Source organism: Pseudomonas putida (genome assembly GCF_028682175.1).
Lineage (GTDB): Bacteria > Pseudomonadota > Gammaproteobacteria > Pseudomonadales > Pseudomonadaceae > Aquipseudomonas > Aquipseudomonas putida_AD.
Genome location: NZ_JANHKS010000002.1, coordinates 1 through 19,761, shown reverse-complemented (window position 1 = coordinate 19,761; position 19,761 = coordinate 1). Strand labels below are relative to the sequence as shown.

At 62.5% G+C, this 19,761-nt stretch carries 15 protein-coding genes; 5 read left to right on the top strand and 10 right to left on the bottom strand.

The window, feature by feature from the left end:
* Window positions 1-23: 23 nt before the first annotated feature.
* Both NPS29_RS01655 and nudC read left to right on the top strand, forming a co-directional pair.
* Entirely contained in the window at window positions 24-836 is an 813-nt protein-coding gene (locus tag NPS29_RS01655; protein ID WP_274130310.1) for a crotonase/enoyl-CoA hydratase family protein, read from the top strand.
* A 103-nt stretch (window positions 837-939) separates the two neighbouring features.
* Complete coding sequence (gene nudC, locus NPS29_RS01650) at window positions 940-1,788, top strand: NAD(+) diphosphatase (RefSeq protein ID WP_274130308.1); 849 nt, start codon at window positions 940-942, stop codon at window positions 1,786-1,788.
* Here nudC and NPS29_RS01645 read toward each other — a convergent pair.
* The 6 genes from NPS29_RS01645 to NPS29_RS01620 form a co-directional block, all read right to left on the bottom strand.
* Window positions 1,750-2,523, bottom strand: coding sequence for a TSUP family transporter (locus NPS29_RS01645; RefSeq protein ID WP_274130305.1), 774 nt, complete (start codon window positions 2,521-2,523; stop codon window positions 1,750-1,752). The two genes, nudC and NPS29_RS01645, sit on opposite strands and share 39 nt — an antisense overlap.
* 328 nt (window positions 2,524-2,851) lie before the next feature.
* Entirely contained in the window at window positions 2,852-3,991 is a 1,140-nt protein-coding gene (locus NPS29_RS01640; RefSeq protein ID WP_274130304.1) for a Gfo/Idh/MocA family protein, read from the bottom strand.
* A gap of 206 nt (window positions 3,992-4,197) precedes the next feature.
* Window positions 4,198-4,965 carry an SDR family oxidoreductase gene (locus NPS29_RS01635; RefSeq protein ID WP_274130303.1) on the bottom strand — a complete coding sequence of 256 codons (768 nt, stop codon included), beginning with the start codon at window positions 4,963-4,965 and terminating at the stop codon, window positions 4,198-4,200.
* Window positions 4,966-4,999: 34 nt separating this feature from the next.
* Complete coding sequence (locus NPS29_RS01630) at window positions 5,000-6,067, bottom strand: phosphotransferase family protein (protein ID WP_274130301.1); 1,068 nt, start codon at window positions 6,065-6,067, stop codon at window positions 5,000-5,002.
* Window positions 6,068-6,370: 303 nt separating this feature from the next.
* On the bottom strand, window positions 6,371-6,685 hold the full coding sequence (locus tag NPS29_RS01625; protein WP_274130299.1) for an SCP2 sterol-binding domain-containing protein: 315 nt from the start codon (window positions 6,683-6,685) through the stop codon (window positions 6,371-6,373).
* A 57-nt stretch (window positions 6,686-6,742) separates the two neighbouring features.
* On the bottom strand, window positions 6,743-7,453 hold the full coding sequence (locus NPS29_RS01620; RefSeq protein ID WP_274130298.1) for a histidine phosphatase family protein: 711 nt from the start codon (window positions 7,451-7,453) through the stop codon (window positions 6,743-6,745).
* 218 nt (window positions 7,454-7,671) lie between these two features.
* Here NPS29_RS01620 and sohB point away from each other — a divergent pair, with 218 nt between their 5' ends.
* Window positions 7,672-8,694, top strand: coding sequence for a protease SohB (gene sohB / locus NPS29_RS01615; protein ID WP_274130297.1), 1,023 nt, complete (start codon window positions 7,672-7,674; stop codon window positions 8,692-8,694).
* Window positions 8,695-8,892: 198 nt separating this feature from the next.
* Here sohB and NPS29_RS01610 read toward each other — a convergent pair whose 3' ends face one another.
* Together NPS29_RS01610 and NPS29_RS01605 are read right to left on the bottom strand one after the other, a co-directional pair.
* Complete coding sequence (locus NPS29_RS01610) at window positions 8,893-9,387, bottom strand: DUF934 domain-containing protein (RefSeq protein ID WP_274130295.1); 495 nt, start codon at window positions 9,385-9,387, stop codon at window positions 8,893-8,895.
* The gene (locus NPS29_RS01605) at window positions 9,371-11,029 is read right to left on the bottom strand and encodes a nitrite/sulfite reductase (RefSeq protein ID WP_274130293.1); all 1,659 of its coding nucleotides are present in this window, start codon (window positions 11,027-11,029) and stop codon (window positions 9,371-9,373) included. The genes NPS29_RS01610 and NPS29_RS01605 overlap by 17 nt, the downstream gene beginning before the upstream one ends.
* Window positions 11,030-11,588: 559 nt before the next feature.
* On the opposite strand from NPS29_RS01605, the gene NPS29_RS01600 reads away from it, so the two are divergent.
* The gene (locus tag NPS29_RS01600; RefSeq protein ID WP_274130292.1) at window positions 11,589-12,674 is read left to right on the top strand and encodes an ABC transporter substrate-binding protein; all 1,086 of its coding nucleotides are present in this window, start codon (window positions 11,589-11,591) and stop codon (window positions 12,672-12,674) included.
* 12 nt (window positions 12,675-12,686) lie between these two features.
* Here the strand turns inward: NPS29_RS01600 and NPS29_RS01595 are convergent, their stop codons facing one another.
* Together NPS29_RS01595 and metH are read right to left on the bottom strand one after the other, a co-directional pair.
* Complete coding sequence (locus NPS29_RS01595; RefSeq protein ID WP_274130290.1) at window positions 12,687-12,917, bottom strand: DUF2970 domain-containing protein; 231 nt, start codon at window positions 12,915-12,917, stop codon at window positions 12,687-12,689.
* Between the two features lie 583 nt (window positions 12,918-13,500).
* Window positions 13,501-17,211, bottom strand: coding sequence for a methionine synthase (gene metH, locus NPS29_RS01590; protein ID WP_274130288.1), 3,711 nt, complete (start codon window positions 17,209-17,211; stop codon window positions 13,501-13,503).
* A gap of 172 nt (window positions 17,212-17,383) precedes the next feature.
* On the opposite strand from metH, the gene NPS29_RS01585 reads away from it, so the two are divergent.
* Window positions 17,384-19,699 (top strand): fatty acid cis/trans isomerase, encoded by a 2,316-nt coding sequence (locus NPS29_RS01585; RefSeq protein WP_274130286.1) that lies wholly within the window; start codon window positions 17,384-17,386, stop codon window positions 19,697-19,699.
* Window positions 19,700-19,761 lie beyond the last annotated feature (62 nt).

The following is a 19,761-nucleotide window of genomic DNA, read 5'->3' as shown; positions in this document are numbered from 1 at the left end:
CAGGCCATTCAAGGATCTTCGCCGTGTCCGACTACAGCGCTTTCAAGGTCGAACTGACCGACCACATCGCCCACGTGCAAATCAATCGCCCGGAAAAGATCAACGCCATGAACGCGGCGTTCTGGAGCGAGATCGTCGATATTTTCCACTGGATCGAAGACACCGATGAAATCCGCGCGGTGGTGCTCAGCGGTGCGGGCAAGCATTTTTCTTCAGGCATCGACCTGATGATGCTGGCCCAGGTGGCCAACGAACTGGGCAAGGACGTGGGCCGCAACGCCCGGATGCTGCGGCGCAAGATCCTGCAGATGCAGGAGTCGTTCAGCGTGGTCGACCGTTGCAGCAAGCCGGTGCTGGCGGCGGTGCAGGGCTACTGCATCGGTGGCGCCATCGACCTGGTCAGCGCCTGCGACATGCGTTACGCAGCCGACGACGCGCTGTTTTCCATCCGCGAAATCGACATGGGCATGGCCGCCGATGTCGGCACCCTGCAGCGCCTGCCCCGGCTGATCGGCGACGGCATGATGCGCGAGATGGCCTACACCGGGCGCAACGTGGACGCCAGCGAAGCGCTGCGCATCGGCCTGGTCAACCGCACCTTCGCCGATCATGAACAGTTGCTCGAAGGCGTGTTTGGCATCGCCAGGGAAATCGCCGCCAAGTCGCCGATTGCCGTCGCCGGCAGCAAGCGGATGATCGGCTACATGCGCGACCACAGTGTCGATGACGGGCTTGAATACGTTGCCACGTGGAACGCTGCCATGTTGCAATCAGCGGACCTTAAACTGGCCATGGTTGCCCACATGGGCAAACAGAAGCCGGTCTTCGACAATTGACCGGCAACCCCGGATTCGCAGGCACCCGACGCCGCCGAACCTGACGCGCACCTCTGTGGGCGCGCGCCGAGCGGCGAGGGTTGCCCATTAGAGGAGTGCTTTCATGACGCGCCCCAGGCGTTGGACCACCGCTGTGCTCGACACCCAGAGCGCAGGCGGTTGGGCCGTAGTTCACAGTGATCAGGGCTTCATGCTCGACGGCAACGGGGTGATGTTCCCCCGTCAGTGGCTCAAGCAGCAGGATCTGCCTTTGCTCAGCGAGCATGGCATCGGCCATTTCGACGGCGAGCCGGTCTATGTGCAGGTGCTCAAGCACGCGGTGGAGCTGCCTGGCACCCACTGGCAGACGTTGCGTCAGTTCATGCTGGCGGATGACATCGACGTTTTCCAGAAACTCGGTTACGCCGCGCAGATCAGCACCTGGGCGCGGGAACACCGCTTTTGCGGCAGTTGCGGCCAGGCGACGACCCAAGTGCCGGGCGAGCGGGCGATGTACTGCAAGGACTGCGACCTGCGCGCCTATCCGCGCATTTCACCGAGCATGATCGTGCTGGTGACCCGCGGCGATGAAGTGCTGCTGGCGCGCTCGCCGCGTTTCGTCACGGGGGTCTACAGCACCCTTGCAGGCTTTGCCGAGCCGGGGGAATCGGCCGAGGATTGCCTGCGCCGCGAGGTGATGGAGGAGGTGCGGATCAAGGTCAGGAACATCCAGTACAAGGGCAGCCAGTGCTGGCCGTTCCCGCACTCGATGATGCTGGGTTTCCACGCCGAGTATGAAAGCGGCGACATCGTGCCCCAGGCCGACGAGATCGAAGATGCGCAATGGTTCAGCATTCACGACATGCCGCCGTTACCGGCAAGCCGTTCCATTGCGCGTTACCTCATCGACCTGTATCTGGCCGAGCGCCTGGGTTTAGCTAAACCAGTGCTGCCAGGCCAGGCGGACGGTTAACGCCAGTACCACGGTGATGAACACCGGGCGGATGAACTTCGCGCCGCCCTGGATGGCGGTGCGGGCACCCAGGAACGCGCCGACCATCAGCGCCGAGCCCATGACCAGGCCAATCGCCCAGTCCACCGAGCCGTTGATGGCGAAGATCGTCAGGGCCGCCGCGTTGCTGACGAAGTTCATGCTGCGCGCCACGCCGCTGGCCTTGACCAGATCCACCGGGTACATCAGCAGCGTGCTGACGGTCCAGAATGCGCCGGTGCCGGGGCCTGCGACACCGTCGTAGAAGCCCAGGCCGAAACCCTGGGGAAACTGCCAGCGGGTCTTGATCGGCGCGTCGCTGTCCAGCGGCGCCTTGGGTGTGCCGCCGAACAGCAGGTACAGGCCGCAGGCGAAGACGATCACCGGCAGCATCTGGTTGAGCAGTTCGGCGGGCAGGTAATGCGCGACGACGGCGCCCACCAGTGCACCGATCAGCGTGCCGATCAGGCCGCGTTTCCATTGCGCGGGATGGAACAGCTTGCGCCGGTAGAAGGTGAAGCTTGCCGTGGCCGAACCGAAGGTCGAGCTGAGCTTGTTGGTGCCCAGCACCAGGTGCGGTGGCAGACCGGCAGTGAGCAAGGCAGGGGTGGTCAGCAATCCGCCGCCACCGGCGATGGCATCGATGAAACCGGCAACGAAGGCGACAAGGGCGAGCACCAGCAGCGTGGTGGGATCTACGGTGAGTTCGAACGGCATGGGCAAGGGCTTACTTGGCAGACGGGCAGAATGGCTGCCCGGAAGCGCGGCATTCTACCAGCGAGCCTGCGAATGAATAAGCCCGGCTTGAGAGTGATGACGACCTCGAGGCCGCCCCCGCCGGCAAGCCGTGCTGCTACGGGTCGGCGGTGATCCCCGGATTTCGGAAACGCCGATTCTCGCGTAGCAGTCCGGCTCGCCGGCGTCAGCGATTTCCAGGCCGCCACGCCGGCAAGCCGGACTGCTACGGGATTGTTTGTGCCCCCCGATCCCGTAGCAGCCGGGCTTGCCCGCGGGAGCGATCTTGAGGTCACATCGCCAAGGGGCATCAGACATCCGAAACCGTCACCCACCGCATCTCCCTGGCCGCGATGCGGATGGCACTGGTCAGCCGTTCCACCTCAAGGGCCTCGGCAAAATCCGGCCCTTCGTTGCCTTTCCCGCAAAACGCCTGGATCAGGGCATGGACCTCAAGGGTCTTCAACTCGTTGTACCCCAACTGGTGCCCCGGCGCTGGGCAGAAAGCGGCATAACCGGCTTGCGTGGGGCCCGCCAGAATCCGCTGGAAACCATCACGCCCCGGCGCCCCCGCGCGATACAGCCGCAGCTCGTTCAGGCGTTCCTGATCGAACGACAGAGTCCCCAGCGTGCCGCTGATCTCGAAGCTCAGGTGGTTCTTGTACCCATGCTTGAGCCAACTGCTGGCAAAGGTGCCCCGCGCGCCATTGGCAAAGCGCAGCAGGGCGTAGGTCTGGTCGTCGATGCCGATCGCACGCTGCTCGTGACTGCCCTTGCTCGCCGGGCGTTGGCCGTGAACTGTCTGGGCGTCGGCGCACACCGCTTCGACATCGCCCAACAGATAGCGGGCCATGGCCAGCAAATGACTGCCCAGGTCCGCCAGCGCACCACCGGCGTGGGCCTGCTCGCAACGCCAGGACCACGGCTGCTGCGGATCACCCATGAAGTCTTCGCTGAACTCGCCCTGAAAGCTGATGATCTGCCCCAGCTCACCGCTTTCGATCATCTGCCGGGCCAGGCCGATCATCGGGTTGTGCTGGTAGTTGTAGCCGACCCGCGTCACTACGCCGGCCTTTTGCGCGGCCTGCTGCATGGCCCGGGCTTGCTCAAGGCTCACCGCCAAGGGCTTTTCGCAGTACACCGCCTTGCCCGCTTCCAGCGCGGCCATGGCCATGGGGTAGTGCAGATGGTTGGGGGTGGTGATGGCCACGAGGTCCACGGCCGGATCGGCGATCAACTGTTGCCAGTCAGCGTGGCTGCGCTCGAAACCCCAGGAGTGGGCGCATTGTTCGGCGCGGGCGGCATCGGCGTCGGCCAGGGCGCTGAGTTTGAGGTTGACCGGGAGATCGAAGGTGGTGCGGGCATTCTGGAACGCCAGGGCGTGAGCCCGGCCCATGAAGCCCGTGCCGATCAGGCCGATGCCCAGGGTGGGGAGAGTCGATTCGCGCATGACAGCAGTTCCTTTGACGGGATGTTGTTATGCGGAAAATGTATTCGCTGCCGGGCTCGGATGGAATCATTATTCCATCAGCGAACCCTCAAATTCACCTCAGCCCTGTAGGAGCGCGCTTGCCCGCGATGGCGGTGTGCCTGCGCACGTTGTGCCGCCTGAAATGGCGCATTCGCGGGCAAGCGCGCTCCTACAGGCGTCGGGGGTCAGGACAGAAACCCGCCATCCACATTCAACGCCACGCCGGTGGTGTAGCTCGACGCATCGCTGGCCAGGTACAGCACGGTGCCGGCCATCTCGCCCGGATCGGCCACGCGCTTGAGCGGGATCTGCTGCAGCGCGGTATTGAGGATCTTCTCGTTGCTGACCAGCGCCGAGGCGAATTTGGTGTCGGTCAGGCCCGGCAGCAGCGCATTGCAACGAATGCCGAACTGCGCGCATTCCTTGGCGAACACCTTGGTCATGTTGATGACCGCAGCCTTTGTCACCGAATAGATGCCCTGGAAGATACCCGGCGAAACGCCGTTGATCGACGCCACGTTGATGATGCTGCCGCCGCCGTGCTCGCGCATCAGCTTGCCGGCTTCCACGGACATGAAGAAATAGCCGCGAATGTTCACGTCCACGGTCTTCTGGAACGCGCCCAGGTCAGTGTCCAGCACATTGCAGAACTGCGGGTTGGTGGCCGCGTTGTTGACCAGGATGTCCAGCCGACCGAATTCCTCACGAATGCGCGCGAACACCGAGGTGATCTGCTCCATTTCACCGATGTGGCAGGCAATCGCAGTGGCCTTGCCGCCGTCAGCGATGATCGCATCGGCCACCTGCTGGCAGCCTTCGATCTTGCGGCTGGAGACGATGACGTGGGCGCCTTGCTGCGCGAGCAGCTTGGCGATGGCCTCGCCGATACCGCGGCTGGCGCCGGAAACGAAGGCGATCTTGCCATCGAGGTCGAACAAGTGGGTCTTGGACATGTTGTCTTCCTTATCGTGTCGCAATCGTCAGAGGTTAGAGCGCGGAGCGGTCGATGACCTGCAGGGCCATGTGTTCCAGCAGCTTGTTCATGTGGATGAACTGGGCGAAGCGCTTGTCCTGGGTCTGGCCGTGGAAAAACCGGTAGTAGATCTGCTGCACGATCCCGGCCAGGCGGAACAGGCCGTAGGTGTAGTAGAAATCGAAATTGTCGATGCGGATTCCCGAGCGTTCCGCGTAGTAGGCCACGAACTGCTCGCGGGTCAGCATGCCCGGCGCATGGCTGGGCTGGCGGCGCATCATCTGCACGGGTGCAGGGTCATCGGCTTCGATCCAGTACGCCAGGCTGTTGCCCAGGTCCATCAGCGGATCGCCCAGGGTGGTCAGCTCCCAATCGAGCACGCCGATGATCTGCATCGGGTTGGCGGGGTCGAGGATCACGTTGTCGAAGCGGTAGTCGTTATGGACCAGGCTCGACACCGGGTGGTCGGCAGGCTTCTTGTCGTCCAGCCAGCGCGCGACCTTCTCCCAGCTTGGCGCATCGGCGGTGCGGGCCTTCTCATAGCGCTCGGTCCAGCCGCGAATCTGCCGCTCGACGTAACCCTGGGGCTTGCCCAGATCGCCCAGGCCGCAGGCGTTGTAGTCGACCTGGTGCAGGTCTACCAGTTTGTCGATGAAGCTCTTGCACAGGGCCTCGGTCTGGGCGGCGTCGAAATTCAGTTCGGCGGGCAACTCGGAGCGCAGGATGATGCCCTTGACCCGCTCCATGACGTAGAACTCGGCGCCGAGTACCGCTTCATCGGTGCAGTGCACGTAGGCCTTGGGGCAGTAAGGGAAGGCGTCCTTGAGCTGGTTGAGAATGCGGAATTCGCGGCCCATGTCGTGGGCGCTCTTGGCCTTGTGGCCGAAGGGCGGACGGCGCAGGACGAACTCCTGATCGGGGTAGGCCAACAGGTAGGTAAGGTTGGAGGCCCCGCCGGGAAACTGGCTGATCTGCGGCTCGCCACGCAGGCCCGGAATGTGGGCCTTGAGGTAAGGGTCGATAAGCGCAGCGTCGAGTTCTTCGCCGGATCGAACCTGGGTGGACTGGTCGGTTAAGGCCATGCTTATCCCTGCTGTTTATTTTGGTTGGTCAGGATCATTGGCTAATCTAATGCGCGCAAGGCTCTGGAACAACGTGCACGGGGCCTTATAGGCGAGCGTGTTACAGGGCGATCAGCCGCTTTGATTCGCGGTGTGCATAAACCGTAGAGCAAAAAAAACCGAAGCGAGAACACTTCGGTTTTTTCTGATCATCCCCTCGTAGCAGCACGGCTTGCCGGCGGGAGCGGTGGGTCTGTCACTCATGGGTTGAATGACACACCGCTCCCGCCGGCAAGCCGTGCTGCTACGGGGAATCGGCAGGTTTTACGACGGAAACAGCTCGCTCAGCTTCATCGCCAGCATCATGTCGCCTTCGGCGCGCAGCTTGCCGCCCATGAAGGCCTGCATGCCGTCGGTTTCGCCGGAAACGATGCCCGCCAGGGTCTCGCCGTCCATCACCAGAGTCACCTGGGCGTCAGGGTTTTCGCCTTCTTGCAGTTCGCAGGTCTTGTCCTTGACGATCAGCGAGAAGTGCTTGGATTCGTCGATACGGAAACCGAACACCAGGTCCAGGCCGGCAGCGGCGCTTGGGTCGAACTTGGCTTTCATGGCTTGTACGGCATCGGCTACGGAAGTCATGGTGTCATCCTTTTAGATAAGTGATTTGCAGGCACCTTGCGGTGCGTTTGGCCGGGCTCAGCGGTAGGTGATGAGCTCCGGCGCCTTCATCAGTTGCAGATGGGCGCTACTGTTGAAGGAAGCCAGGGACACCTCGCGACCACGGAATTTCAGGTGGTTAAGCGAAGTGTTGACGATTTGCCAGTTGAGCTCGAACGCCTGCAGCGCAGGCATCTGGGTGATCTGGTGGAGCAGGGCGGTGATGGTGCCGCCGGAAGTGAACACGGCGATGCGCTCGCCAGGGGCTGCGCTGTCGAGAATCCGCCCAAGGCCAGCCTGCGCCTGGGCGACGAATGCCAGCCAGCTTTGCAGTGCCGGGGTGTCGTGCTCGCCGCCCAGCCAGCGGCCAATGATCAGCGCGAACAGACGCTGGAACTCGGCGCGGTTGTGCGCGGCGTTGCGCATGATCTCCAGCGCTTCGGGTTCATCGGGAAGCATCGCCGGCAGCAGCGCGCGGATCACGCCTTCGGCATCGAATTCATTGAAGCCGGGGTCGATTTCCAGCGCGGGCTGTTTGAAACCGGCGGCGTCCAGCTGGGCCATCACCGTTTCGCCCGTATGACGCTGGCGGAACAGGCTGCCGCTGATGCAACGGTCGAAGCTCAGACCCAGTTGTGCCAGGTGCGCGCCGAGCACTTCTGCCTGACGATAGCCGGTGGGCGACAGAACGTCGTAATCGTCCGCACCAAAGGAGGCCTGGCCATGTCTTATGAGGTAGATGCTGCCCACGTTCGCGTCATCCCGACACGCTGAAAGTGAAGCGAGGTTATGAGCAGGGCGCGGGGTCTGTCAATAAAAAAACATACGCTTGTTTGAATTGTGCGATTGTCATGATCTTTGACAGTCGTGTAGCTGGCCCGGCGCGAGGCGCGCCGGTATGCTGGGGTCATTCGCGATTTGTGAACGGGCCTTGGTTCAAGGTTCTGACGTGCAGGTAAGGAGCCTCTGTGGAGTTCATTTTCGATTACGCCAGCTTCCTGGCAAAGACCGTGACCGTGGTGGTTGCCATCGTCATGGTGCTGATTGTCATCGCTTCGCTGCGCGGCCGCGGTCGCCGTGGTGGTGGCGGGCAGTTGCATGTGACCAAACTCAACGATTTCTACAAGGGCCTGCGTGACCGCCTGGAAGGCTCGCTGCTGGACAAGGCGCGGCTCAAGGCGCTGCGCAAGTCCCAGGCCAAGGAACTGAAAAAGGACAAGAAGCAGGTCGAGGTCAAGCCGCGCGTCTATGTGCTGGATTTCGACGGCGACATCAAGGCGTCGGCCACTGAAAGCATGCGCCACGAGATCACCGCGTTGCTGTCGCTGGCCACCGAGAAGGACGAAGTGGTGCTGCGCCTGGAAAGCGGCGGCGGCATGGTCCACAGCTACGGGCTGGCCTCCTCGCAACTGGCGCGGATTCGTCAGGCCGGCATTCCGCTGACCATCTGCATCGACAAGGTCGCGGCCAGCGGCGGCTACATGATGGCGTGCATCGGCAACCGCATCATCAGTGCGCCTTTCGCCGTGCTGGGTTCCATTGGCGTGGTGGCACAACTCCCCAACGTCAACCGTCTGCTGAAGAAGCACGACATCGACTTTGAAGTGCTGACGGCCGGCGAGTACAAGCGCACGCTGACGGTGTTTGGCGAAAACACCGAGAAGGGCCGCGAGAAGTTCCAGCAGGACCTGGACATCACCCATGAGCTGTTCAAGAACTTCGTCGCCAGCTACCGCCCGCAGTTGCAGATCGATGAAGTGGCGACCGGTGAGGTGTGGCTGGGCATGGCGGCCAAGGACAAGCTGCTGGTGGACGAACTGAAGACCAGTGACGAGTATCTGGCCGACAAGGCCAAGACCGCCGAGGTGTTTCATTTGCATTATGCCGAGCGCAAGAGCTTGCAGGAGCGCGTCGGCCTTGCGGCCAGCACCTCGGTGGACCGCCTGGTGACCGGCTGGTGGAGCCGCCTGACCCAGCAGCGGTTCTGGTAAACCGCGATGATTTCATTGCGCTGAGTCTGTGGGAGCGAGCTTGCTCGCGAAGGCGTCGGGTCGGATTTGTAAGATGTGTTGCACGTACCGGCCCTTTCGCGAGCAAGCTCGCTCCCACAGGGTTGGGTGTATGTCCCAAACAAAAAGCCCCGGCTTCGTAAGAAACCGGGGCTTTTTGTTGCTGGCCGAAAGATCGGCTTAGCGACGACGGAACAGCGGCAGCGGCTCGTCGGTTGCAGCCTGGTACGTCACGGAGAAGTCCTTGAGGCTCTCCAGCGCTTCGTACGGGTCTTTGTCCGCGCGGATGGCGAAGGCGTCGAAGCCGCAACGATGCAGGTAGAACAACTGGTCGCGCAGCACGTCGCCAATGGCCCGCAGCTCGCCCTTGAAGCCGTAGCGGTCACGCAACAGGCGCGCATTGGAATAGCTGCGACCGTCGGTGAACGCCGGGAAGTTCAGTGCGATGACCTGGAAGTGCTTGATGTCATCGCCGATTTCCTCGGCTTCTTCGTCGCTGTCCAGCCATACGCCCAGGCCGCCGTCGCGGGCCTTGAGCGCGTGACCATGGTCGCGCCACAGGGTCAGCGGCACGATCAGGTCGTCGCAGTTGGACAGGCTGTCGAACTCGGTGTCCTTGGGCAGCAGGTGCCAGGTTTCGTCGATGACTTCGTTGTTCTTAATGATTCGCTGCATAGACGCGCTCCTTGAAAGGGTCGATGCCGATACGCTGGTAGGTGTCGATGAAGCGCTCGTCTTCGGTACGCTTCTCAACGTAGACGTCGATCAGCTTCTCGATCACATCCGGCATGGCGTCCTGTGCGAAGGAAGGGCCCAGAATCTTGCCCAGGCTGGCATCGCGGCTGGCGCTGCCACCCAGGGATACCTGATAGAACTCTTCGCCTTTCTTGTCCACGCCCAGAATGCCGATGTGGCCGACGTGGTGGTGACCACAGGCGTTCATGCAGCCGGAAATGTTCAGGTCCAGTTCGCCGATGTCGAACAGGTAGTCCAGGTCGTCGAAACGGCGCTGGATGGATTCGGCAATCGGGATCGACTTGGCGTTGGCCAGCGAACAGAAGTCGCCGCCCGGGCAGCAGATGATGTCGGTCAGCAGGCCGATGTTCGGCGTGGCGAAACCGCCTTCACGCAGCTCGCCCCAGAGGGTGAACAACTGGCTCTGCTCGACGTCGGCCAGAATGATGTTCTGTTCGTGGGAGGTGCGCAGTTGGCCGAAGCTGTAGCGATCGGCCAGATCGGCGATGGCGTCCAGCTGCTTGTCGGTCACATCGCCAGGCGCAACGCCCGTCGGCTTGAGCGACAGGGTCACGGCCACGTAGCCCGGCTTCTTGTGGGCCAGCACGTTGCGCGAGCGCCAGCGGGCAAAGCCTGCGTGCTCCTGGTCCAGATTCGCAAGTTCGGCGCTGTAGTCGGCCAGTGCCTTGTACTCCGGATCGACGAAGTGCTTGGCGACGCGATGCACTTCGGCTTCGGTCAGGGTGGTCTGGCCGCCGCGCAGGTGGGCCATTTCGGCCTCGACTTTTTCGGCGAAGACTTCAGGCGTGAGCGCCTTGACCAGGATCTTGATCCGGGCCTTGTACTTGTTGTCGCGACGGCCGTAGCGGTTGTAGACCCGCAGGATGGCGTCCAGGTAGCTCAACAGGTCCTGCCAGGGCAGGAATTCGTTGATGAACGCACCGACCACCGGGGTACGGCCCAGACCGCCGCCCACCAGCACGCGGAAGCCCAGTTCGCCAGCGGCGTTCTTGACCGGCTCAAGGCCGATGTCGTGGACTTCGATGGCGGCGCGGTCGGAGGTGGAACCGTTGATCGCGATCTTGAACTTGCGCGGCAGGTACGCGAATTCAGGGTGGAAGGTGGTCCACTGGCGCACGATCTCGCACCATGGGCGCGGGTCAACCAGCTCGTCGGCTGCGACGCCGGCAAACTGGTCCGTGGTGACGTTGCGCAGGCAGTTGCCGCTGGTCTGGATCGCGTGCATCTGCACGGTGGCCAGCTCAGCCAGGATGTCGGGGATGTCTTCCAGCGCCGGCCAGTTGAACTGCACGTTCTGGCGGGTGCTGATGTGCGCGTAGCCCTTGTCGTAGTCGCGGGCGATTTTCGCCAGCATGCGCACCTGGCGCGCCGTCAGCTGGCCGTAAGGCACAGCCACGCGCAGCATCGGGGCGAAGCGCTGGACATAGAGGCCGTTTTGCAGGCGAAGCGGGCGGAACTCTTCTTCGCTCAGCTCGCCGGCCAGATAGCGGCGGGTCTGGTCGCGGAACTGCTTGACGCGGTCCTCGACGATCCGCTGATCGTACTCGTCATATACGTACATGGTGGTCCTGTTCTCAGGCGGTTCACTGCTGCTTGGACCAACTGAGAGGCGATGCTGTGCCGCCTGCATTCAGGGTCCGAAACAAATCTGCGCGCACGGTCGCGCAGCCTCCAACGAGGCCGGGGGGACAATAGCAGTTTGAGAATATGCGCAAAAGTGATGTTTCTTTATATGCAAATAGCTAAAAGCGATAAGCAACCCGTCGGCTGCTCATGACCACACTTGTGAGAGGGATAACCCTGGACTTTACTCAGGTTCAGGCCGGGGTCAACCGTCTTCGGTCAGTTCCATGTCTCATCGACAATAAGACAGACAAGAGGCGATGCAATGAGCCGATCCCACCCTAAACCTGCCAAGTCCGACAGTCACGTAGACGCCTGGGCGATTCTCTTTATCATCATTCTGGTCGTAGGCGCTGCGGTGTTCTGGGTGAGTCACCAGTAACGCCGGCACCGGGTATCAATGCGCGGGGTAGAGCTTACCCGACGCTTGCCGATAAGGTATAAGCAGGCCTGATGCAGGTCGGTTGTATCGTTTTCGGCGTGAGGCTCGGAGTCCGATGGCAAGGTTTTTCAGTGGCTGCCTCATGCTCGTCGTGGGTGTGTTGTGGCTGGGTAATGCGTGGGCGGCTTCGGTGGTGTTCCTCAACCCGGGCTCGGCCCAGGATCCGTATTGGTCCAGTTATTCCCGCTTCATGCAGGCTGCCGCCGACCGGCTGGCCATGAACCTGACCATCCACTACACCGACCGCGATACCCGCACGCTGCTGACCTTCGCGCGCCAGGCGCTGCAAGGCACTGCCCGACCTGATTACCTGGTGTTCTCCAACGAGTTGAACGTCGCACCCGAAGTGCTGCGCCTGTCGGTGGGCAGCGGGGTCAAGCTGGTCGCGGTCAACAACACCTTTACCTCCAACCAATTGAGCATCCTGGGCGACCTGCGCAGTCGCTACCCGGATTTTCTCGGCAGCGTGGTCGCCAACGATGAAGAGGGCGGCTATCTGGTTGCCAGGCGCCTGATCGAATCCCATCCGCCAGTGCCGGCGGGGCAGTTCATCGACATGCTGGCGTTCTCGGGTACCAACAGCACGCCGGTGTCGCTGCAGCGGGAGCGCGGGCTCTACCGGGCACTGGCCGAATTCCCTCAGGTGCGGTTGCGGCAGATCGTGCTCGGTGGCTGGCGTCGCGACCGGGCGTACGAGCAGGCGCAGGTGTTGCTCAAGCGCTATCCCGACGTCAGCCTGATCTGGGCCGCAAGCGACCTGATGGCATTTGGCGTGATGGACGCCGTGCGCGAAACCGGCAAGCAGCCGGGCAAGGACGTGCTGGTGGGCACCATCAACGATTCCACCGCCGCGTTGCAGGCGTTGCACGACGGCACGTTGAGCGTCGACGCCGGCGGGCATTTCACCCTCGGGGGCTGGGCCCTGGTGCTGCTCAATGATTACGACAAGGCCGACAGCCAGACCCGCCAGCCCTTCGGTACCTGGCGTGTGTCGGCGATGCAGCTTCGTGAGCGCAAGGACAGCCAGCGTTTCATGCAGGCCAACAGCCGGGACGATTACGGAATCGATGTGCGCCAGTTCACCCAGGGGCGCAGCCCGGAGGGGGTCGCGTATCCCTTTGTGAAGGTGGGGAGCAACTGAAAAACGCAGGGCTCAGGGCAGGGCGAAGTGCAGCACCAGTTGCACGATGCCCAGCAGGGTCAGTGCGAACACTGCGGTGAATACGATGCCCAGGATCACGAAGTGCGATGGCTTGCCATGGGTGAAGTCCCGCGCGCGGTTCTTCTGGCTTTGCACTCCGAATGCTGCCGCCATGACGCTGTGCAGCATCTGCCAGAGGGTGGGCGGCTTGTGGTCAGGTGGGTCGTTGGATGGATTGTCCATGTTCGCTCCAGCGCCGGCAAAAGGGCTGAAGAAAGGATAGCCGCGATATTGCCTGCGTGGGGGCAACTGGTTTGAACCCAGCCGCCCTAACGATCCCACCCCGTAGCAGCACGGCTTGCCGGCGGGCTGGTGCGCAGCGCCAGTAAAACCGGCTGCTGCGGTGTGTCAGGCAAACCGCGTGCTCAGGATCTACTGCCGCTGCGCGCCAGCCCGCCGGCAAGCCGTGCTGCTACGCCCTTCGGGCAGAAGCTACCGGAGCGCTGTAGGAGCGCGCTTGCCCGCGACGGCGTCGGGTCAGACGCCGCCGGTGTGAAAGGTCTGACGCTTTCGCGGGCAAGCCCGCTCCCACAGTGGGTCTGGGTCTGCCCCGGAATTGATGAACACCGCAACACCTGTAGGAGCGCGCTTGCCCGCGACGGCGTCGGGTCAGACGCCGCCGATGTGAAAGGTCTGACGCTTTCGCGGGCAAGCCCGCTCCCACAGTGGGTCGGGGTCTGCCCCGGAATTGATGAACACCGCAACATCTGTGGGAGCGGGCTTGCCCGCGAAAGCGGTGGTTCAGACGCCGCCGGGGTGGCCGGGCTTACTCGTCGTAGCCCAGGTTTGGCGCCAGCCAGCGTTCGGTCACGCGCATTTCCTGGCCCTTGCGGGCGTTGTAGCTTTCCACCTGGTCCTTGTCGACCTTGCCCACGGCAAAATACTGCGCCTGCGGATGGGCGAAGTACCAGCCGCTGACCGCTGCCGCCGGGAACATCGCGTAATGCTCGGTAAGAAACACGCCGCTGATGCCGGGTTTGCCTTCGCCCTGGGTCGGGTCCAGCAGATCGAACAGCACGCCTTTCTCGGTGTGGTCAGGGCAGGCCGGGTAGCCTGGGGCAGGGCGGATGCCTGCGTATTTCTCCTTGATGAGGTCCTCGTTATCGAATTGCTCATCAGCGGCGTAACCCCAGTACTCTTTGCGCACCTGCTGGTGCAGCCACTCGGCACAGGCCTCGGCCAGACGGTCGGCCAGGGCCTTGACCATGATCGCGTTGTAGTCGTCGCCCTTGTCCTGATACGCCTTGGACACTTCCTCGGCACCGATGCCTGCGGTGGTGATGAAGCCGCCCACATAGTCGGTCACGCCGCTGTCTTTTGGCGCCACGAAGTCGGCCAGGGAGAAGTTCGGCTTGCCGTCGGTCTTGATGATCTGCTGGCGCAGGTGGTGCAGTTTCGCCAATGGCTGGCCGTTGTCGTCCAGCAACTGGATGTCGTCGTGGTCCACCTGGTTGGCCGGCCAGAAACCGAACACCGCGCGGCTGCGGATCAGCTTCTCGTCGATCAGCTTGCGCAGCAGCTCCTGGGCGTCCTTGAACAGCGAGGTCGCCGCTTCGCCCACCACTTCGTCGGTGAGGATGCGCGGGTACTTGCCGGCCAGGTCCCAGGAAATGAAGAACGGCGTCCAGTCGATGTAATCCACCAGCACGTTCAGGTCGATGTCTTCCAGCACCTTGACCCCGGTGAAGGTCGGCTTGACCGGCTCATACCCGGCCCAGTCGAACTGCGGTTTCTTGGCGATAGCCGCGCTGTAGCTCAGGCGCTCGGTGCGGGCGCTGCGGGCCGAGGTGCGTTCGCGCACTTCGACGTACTCGGCGCGAGTCTTCTCGATGAAACCGGCTTTCAATTCCTTGGACAGCAACTGCGTCGCTACACCCACCGCGCGGGAGGCGTCGGTGACGTAGACCACCGCATCGTTACTGTACTTGGGCTCGATCTTCACCGCCGTGTGCGCCTTGGAGGTGGTCGCGCCACCAATCATCAGCGGCAGGCTGAAGTTCTGGCGCTGCATCTCGCGGGCCACGTGGACCATCTCATCGAGCGACGGGGTAATCAGGCCGGACAGGCCGATGATGTCGCATTTCTCTTCCTTGGCCACCTGCAGGATCTTCTCAGCAGGCACCATCACGCCCAGGTCGACGATGTCGTAGCCGTTACAGCCCAGCACCACGCCGACGATGTTCTTGCCGATGTCGTGCACGTCGCCCTTGACCGTGGCCATCAGGATCTTGCCCTTGGCCTCCGGCTTGTCGCCTTTTTCCGCTTCGATGAACGGGATCAGATGCGCCACGGCCTGTTTCATCACGCGGGCGGATTTCACCACCTGCGGCAGGAACATCTTGCCCGAGCCGAACAGGTCGCCGACCACGTTCATGCCGGCCATCAGCGGGCCTTCGATCACTTCGATCGGGCGTGCGAACGACTGGCGCGACAGCTCGGTGTCTTCGACGATGTGGGTGGTGATGCCCTTGACCAGCGCGTGCTTGAGGCGCTCGTTGACCTCCCAGCCGCGCCACTCTTCGGTTTCCGCTTCCTTGACCGAACCGTCGCCCTTGAACTCGTCGGCAATGGCCAGCAGTTTTTCGGTGCCCTCTGCATCAACATTGAGCACCACGTTTTCCACCGCTTCACGCAGCTTGCCCGGGATCTCGTCGTAGATCTCCAGTTGGCCGGCGTTGACGATGCCCATGGTCAGGCCGTTGCGAATCGCGTGCAGCAGGAACACCGAGTGGATCGCCTCGCGCACCGGGTTGTTGCCACGGAACGAGAACGATACGTTGGACACGCCGCCCGATGTCAGGGCATACGGCAGTTCGTCACGGATGTAGGCGCAGGCGTTGATGAAGTCGACGGCGTAGTTGTTGTGCTCTTCGATACCAGTGGCGATGGCAAAGATGTTCGGGTCGAAGATGATGTCTTCCGGCGGGAAGCCCACTTCGTTGACCAGAATGTCGTAGGAGCGTTTGCAGATTTCCTTCTTGCGCGCTTCGGTGTCGGCCTGGCCGGCTTCGTCGAACGCCATCACCACCACTGCGGCGCCATAGCGCTTGCACAGTTTGGCGTGATGGATGAACTGCTCGACGCCTTCTTTCATGCTGATCGAGTTGACGATGCCCTTGCCCTGAATGCACTTCAGACCCGCTTCGATCACTTCCCATTTCGAGGAGTCGATCATGATTGGCACGCGGGAGATGTCCGGCTCGCCTGCGATCAGGTTGAGGAAGGTCACCATGGCCTTCTTCGAGTCCAGCATGCCTTCGTCCATGTTGATGTCGATCACCTGGGCGCCGGCTTCGACCTGTTGCAGGGCGACTTCCAGGGCTTCGGTGTAGTTGTCTTCACGGATCAGGCGGGCGAAACGGGCGGAACCGGTAATGTTGGTGCGCTCGCCGACGTTGACGAACAGCGACTGGCGATCGATGGTGAACGGCTCAAGACCCGACAGGCGACAGGCTTTCGGGATGTCCGGAATGGCCCGTGGCGCGTATTTGGACACCGCGTTGGCAATCGCCTTGATGTGCGCAGGGGTGGTGCCGCAGCAGCCACCGACGATGTTGAGGAAGCCGCTCTGGGCGAACTCTTCGACCACTGCGGCCATCTCGGCCGGGCTTTCGTCGTACTCGCCGAATTCGTTCGGCAGGCCGGCGTTAGGGTGGGCGGAGACCTGGGTGTCGGCCTTGTTCGACAGCTCTTCCAGGTACGGGCGCAGGTCGCTGGCGCCCAGGGCGCAGTTCAGGCCCACGGAAATCGGCTTGGCGTGACGCACCGAGTTCCAGAACGCTTCGGTAGTCTGGCCCGACAGGGTACGGCCCGAGGCGTCGGTGATGGTGCCGGAAATCATGATCGGCAATTCGAAGCCGATCTCGTCGAACACGCCCTGCACGGCGAAGATCGCCGCCTTGGCGTTCAGGGTGTCGAAGATGGTCTCGATCAGGATCAGGTCCGCGCCGCCTTCGATCAGGCCCTTGGTAGCCTCGGTGTAGTTCTCGACCAGTTCATCGAAGGTGACGTTGCGGTAGCCGGGGTTGTTCACATCTGGCGACAGCGAGCAGGTGCGGCTGGTCGGGCCGAGGACGCCAGCGACGAAGCGCGGTCGGTCCGGGGTTTCCAGGGTCTTGGCGTCGGCCACCTTACGCGCCAGGCGTGCGCCTTCGACGTTCAGTTCGTACACCAGCGCTTCCATGCCGTAGTCGGCCTGGGACACCTGCGTTGCGTTGAAGGTGTTGGTTTCGAGGATGTCGGCGCCGGCGTCCAGGTATTCCTTCTCGATGGCGCCAATCACGTCCGGGCGGGTCAGCACCAGCAGGTCGTTGTTGCCCTTGAGGTCGCTTGGCCAGTCGCGGAAGCGTTTGCCGCGGTAGTCTTCTTCCTCCAGGCGATAGCTCTGGATCATGGTGCCCATGCCGCCATCGAGTATCAGGATGCGCTCTTTGAGAGCCTGCTGGAGTGCTTGAAGACGCGCGCTGCGATCTGACATAGGGTTACCCGAACCAGGAAAAGACAAAAAAGGTGACGATGAAAGGTGCGAAATAATAGCAAACCTGTACGCTTTTAAACCGTTGCAGCTTTTTCATGAATTCTGCTCATGTTGATGGCAGCTCGCCACGGGTAGAATCGTCGCAGGTTTAAATATTCAGGACGTCCGTTCCATGTTGCATCGCGTGTTCGCCATTTCCCTGGCCCTATTGTTTTGCGGTGCAGCGTTCGCGCAGTCACCCCTTGCGCAACCCGTCTCTCCACACCCGGCCATTTCCTACAGCCGCGACATCCAGCCGATTTTCACCGAGAAGTGCGTGGCCTGCCATGCCTGCAACGACGCCGCCTGCCAGTTGAACCTGGGCAGCGGCGAAGGTGTGCTGCGCGGGGCGTCAAAGGTGCCGGTGTACCAGGGCGACCGCAGCCAGGCGATCGCGCCGTCGCGGATTTTCTACGACGCCCAGGGGCCTGAGGCCTGGCGCAAGAAGGGCTTCTATTCGGTGCTCGACGGCCAGAGCAACCAGGCCGCCTTGCTGGCGAAAATGCTGGAGTTCGGCCACAGCGCGCCGCTGGTGCCCAACGCCAAGCTCCCGGATGACATCGTGCTGGGCCTCAACCGCGAGAACATGTGCCCGTTGCCCCAGGAGTTCGAGGGCTACGCCAAGTCGCATCCGGGGCAGGGCATGCCGCTGGCGGTCACCGGCTTGACCGACGCCCAGTACAACACCTTACAGACCTGGCTGGCCGCCGGTGCGCCGGTCGAGCAGACGCCGCTGCAGCCGAGCCCGGGGGAAGCCGCGCAGATCAACGAATGGGAAAGTCTGTTCAACCGTCCCGGTTCCACCGAGGCGCTGGTGGCGCGCTGGCTGTACGAGCACCTGTTCCTGGCGCACATCTATTTCACCGACGGCGAGCAGGGGCATTTCTTCCAGTGGGTCCGTTCGCGCACGCCCAGTGGCCAGCCGGTGGACCTGATCGCCACCCGCCGCCCCGATGACGACCCCGGCACCACCTTCTATTACCGCCTGATGCCAGTGCAGGGCGTGATCGTGCACAAGACCCACATCACCTACCCGATGGGGCCGCAGAAGCTGGCGCGGGTCAAGCAGCTGTTCTACAGCGGCAACTGGCACGCCACCTCGTTGCCAGGGTACGGCCCGCAGCGTCGGGCCAACCCGTTCGACACCTTCAAGGAAATCCCGGCGGTGGCCCGTTACCAGTTCATGCTGGATAACGCCGAATACTTCGTGCGCACCTTCATTCGCGGGCCGGTGTGCCGAGGGCAGATCGCCACCGACGTGATTCGCGACCATTTCTGGGCGCTGTTCCAGGAACCGGCCCACGATCGCTACATCACCGATGCGGCCTACCGCGCCCAGGCCACGCCGTTGCTGGCGATGCCGGGGCAGGACGATGACGTGGGCAGTGTGCTGAGCCTGTGGCACAACTACCGCGACAAGCGCAACGCCTACGAAGACCTGCGCAGCGATGCCTACGCGCACATGCCGCCACCGGGCTGGGCGACGCTGTGGGCGGGCAACGACAATGCGCTGCTGACCATCTTCCGTCACTTCGACAGCGCCACGGTGAACAAGGGCCTGATCGGCGACCTGCCAACCACCGTGTGGCTGTTCGACTACCCGCTGCTGGAGCGCACCTATTACCAGTTGGTGGTGAACTTCGATGTATACGGCAACGTGTCCCATCAGGTGCAGACGCGTCTGTATTTCGACCTGATCCGCAACGGCGCGGAGGTCAATTTCCTGCGCCTGATGCCGGCCGACAAGCGCGACGACATCCTGGGCAGTTGGTACCAGAACAGCGGCAAAGTGAAGATGTGGCTGGACTATCAGGCCATCGACGATGACACCCCGACCGGCATGAAGCTGGACGAGAAGGACCCCAAGCGCGACTTCGAGCGCAAGCTGATCGAGCGCGCCGGCACGCTCAACGCCGCTCCCGATCCGATCAACCGCTGCTCGGGCGCCTATTGTTCGCGTCCGGGCGTGGGGCCGGTGTTCAGCGATGTGGAACAGTCGCTGAGCCGGCTGGTGGCGCGCCCTGCGGCAGGGCTCAAGGTCATCAATCAGTTGCCGGAAGCGACCATGCTGCGGATCCAGGACGGCACCGGCAAACGCATCGTCTATAGCATGCTGCGCAACCGCGCCCACAGTAACGTGGCGTTCCTGCTGGGCGAGGCCTACCGCTATCAGCCGGGGCTGGACAACCTGACGATCTACCCCGGGGTGCTGAGCAGCTACCCGAACTTCATCTTCAACATTCCGGCCAATGAAGTGAGTGCCTTCGTGGATGCGATGGAGAAGGCCCATGACCACAAGGAAGCGTTCGAGAAGATCGTCGAACGCTGGGGCGTGCGCCGCAGCCATCCGCTGTTCTGGACCTATTTCCATGACCTTGATCATTACATCCAGGAGACCGAGCCGCAGGAGGCGGGGGTGCTGGATATGAATCGGTACGAGAATCTCTGAGTGATATCAGATCCGTAGCAGCACGGCTTGCCGGCGGGGGCGGCCTCAAGATCGAGATCGGA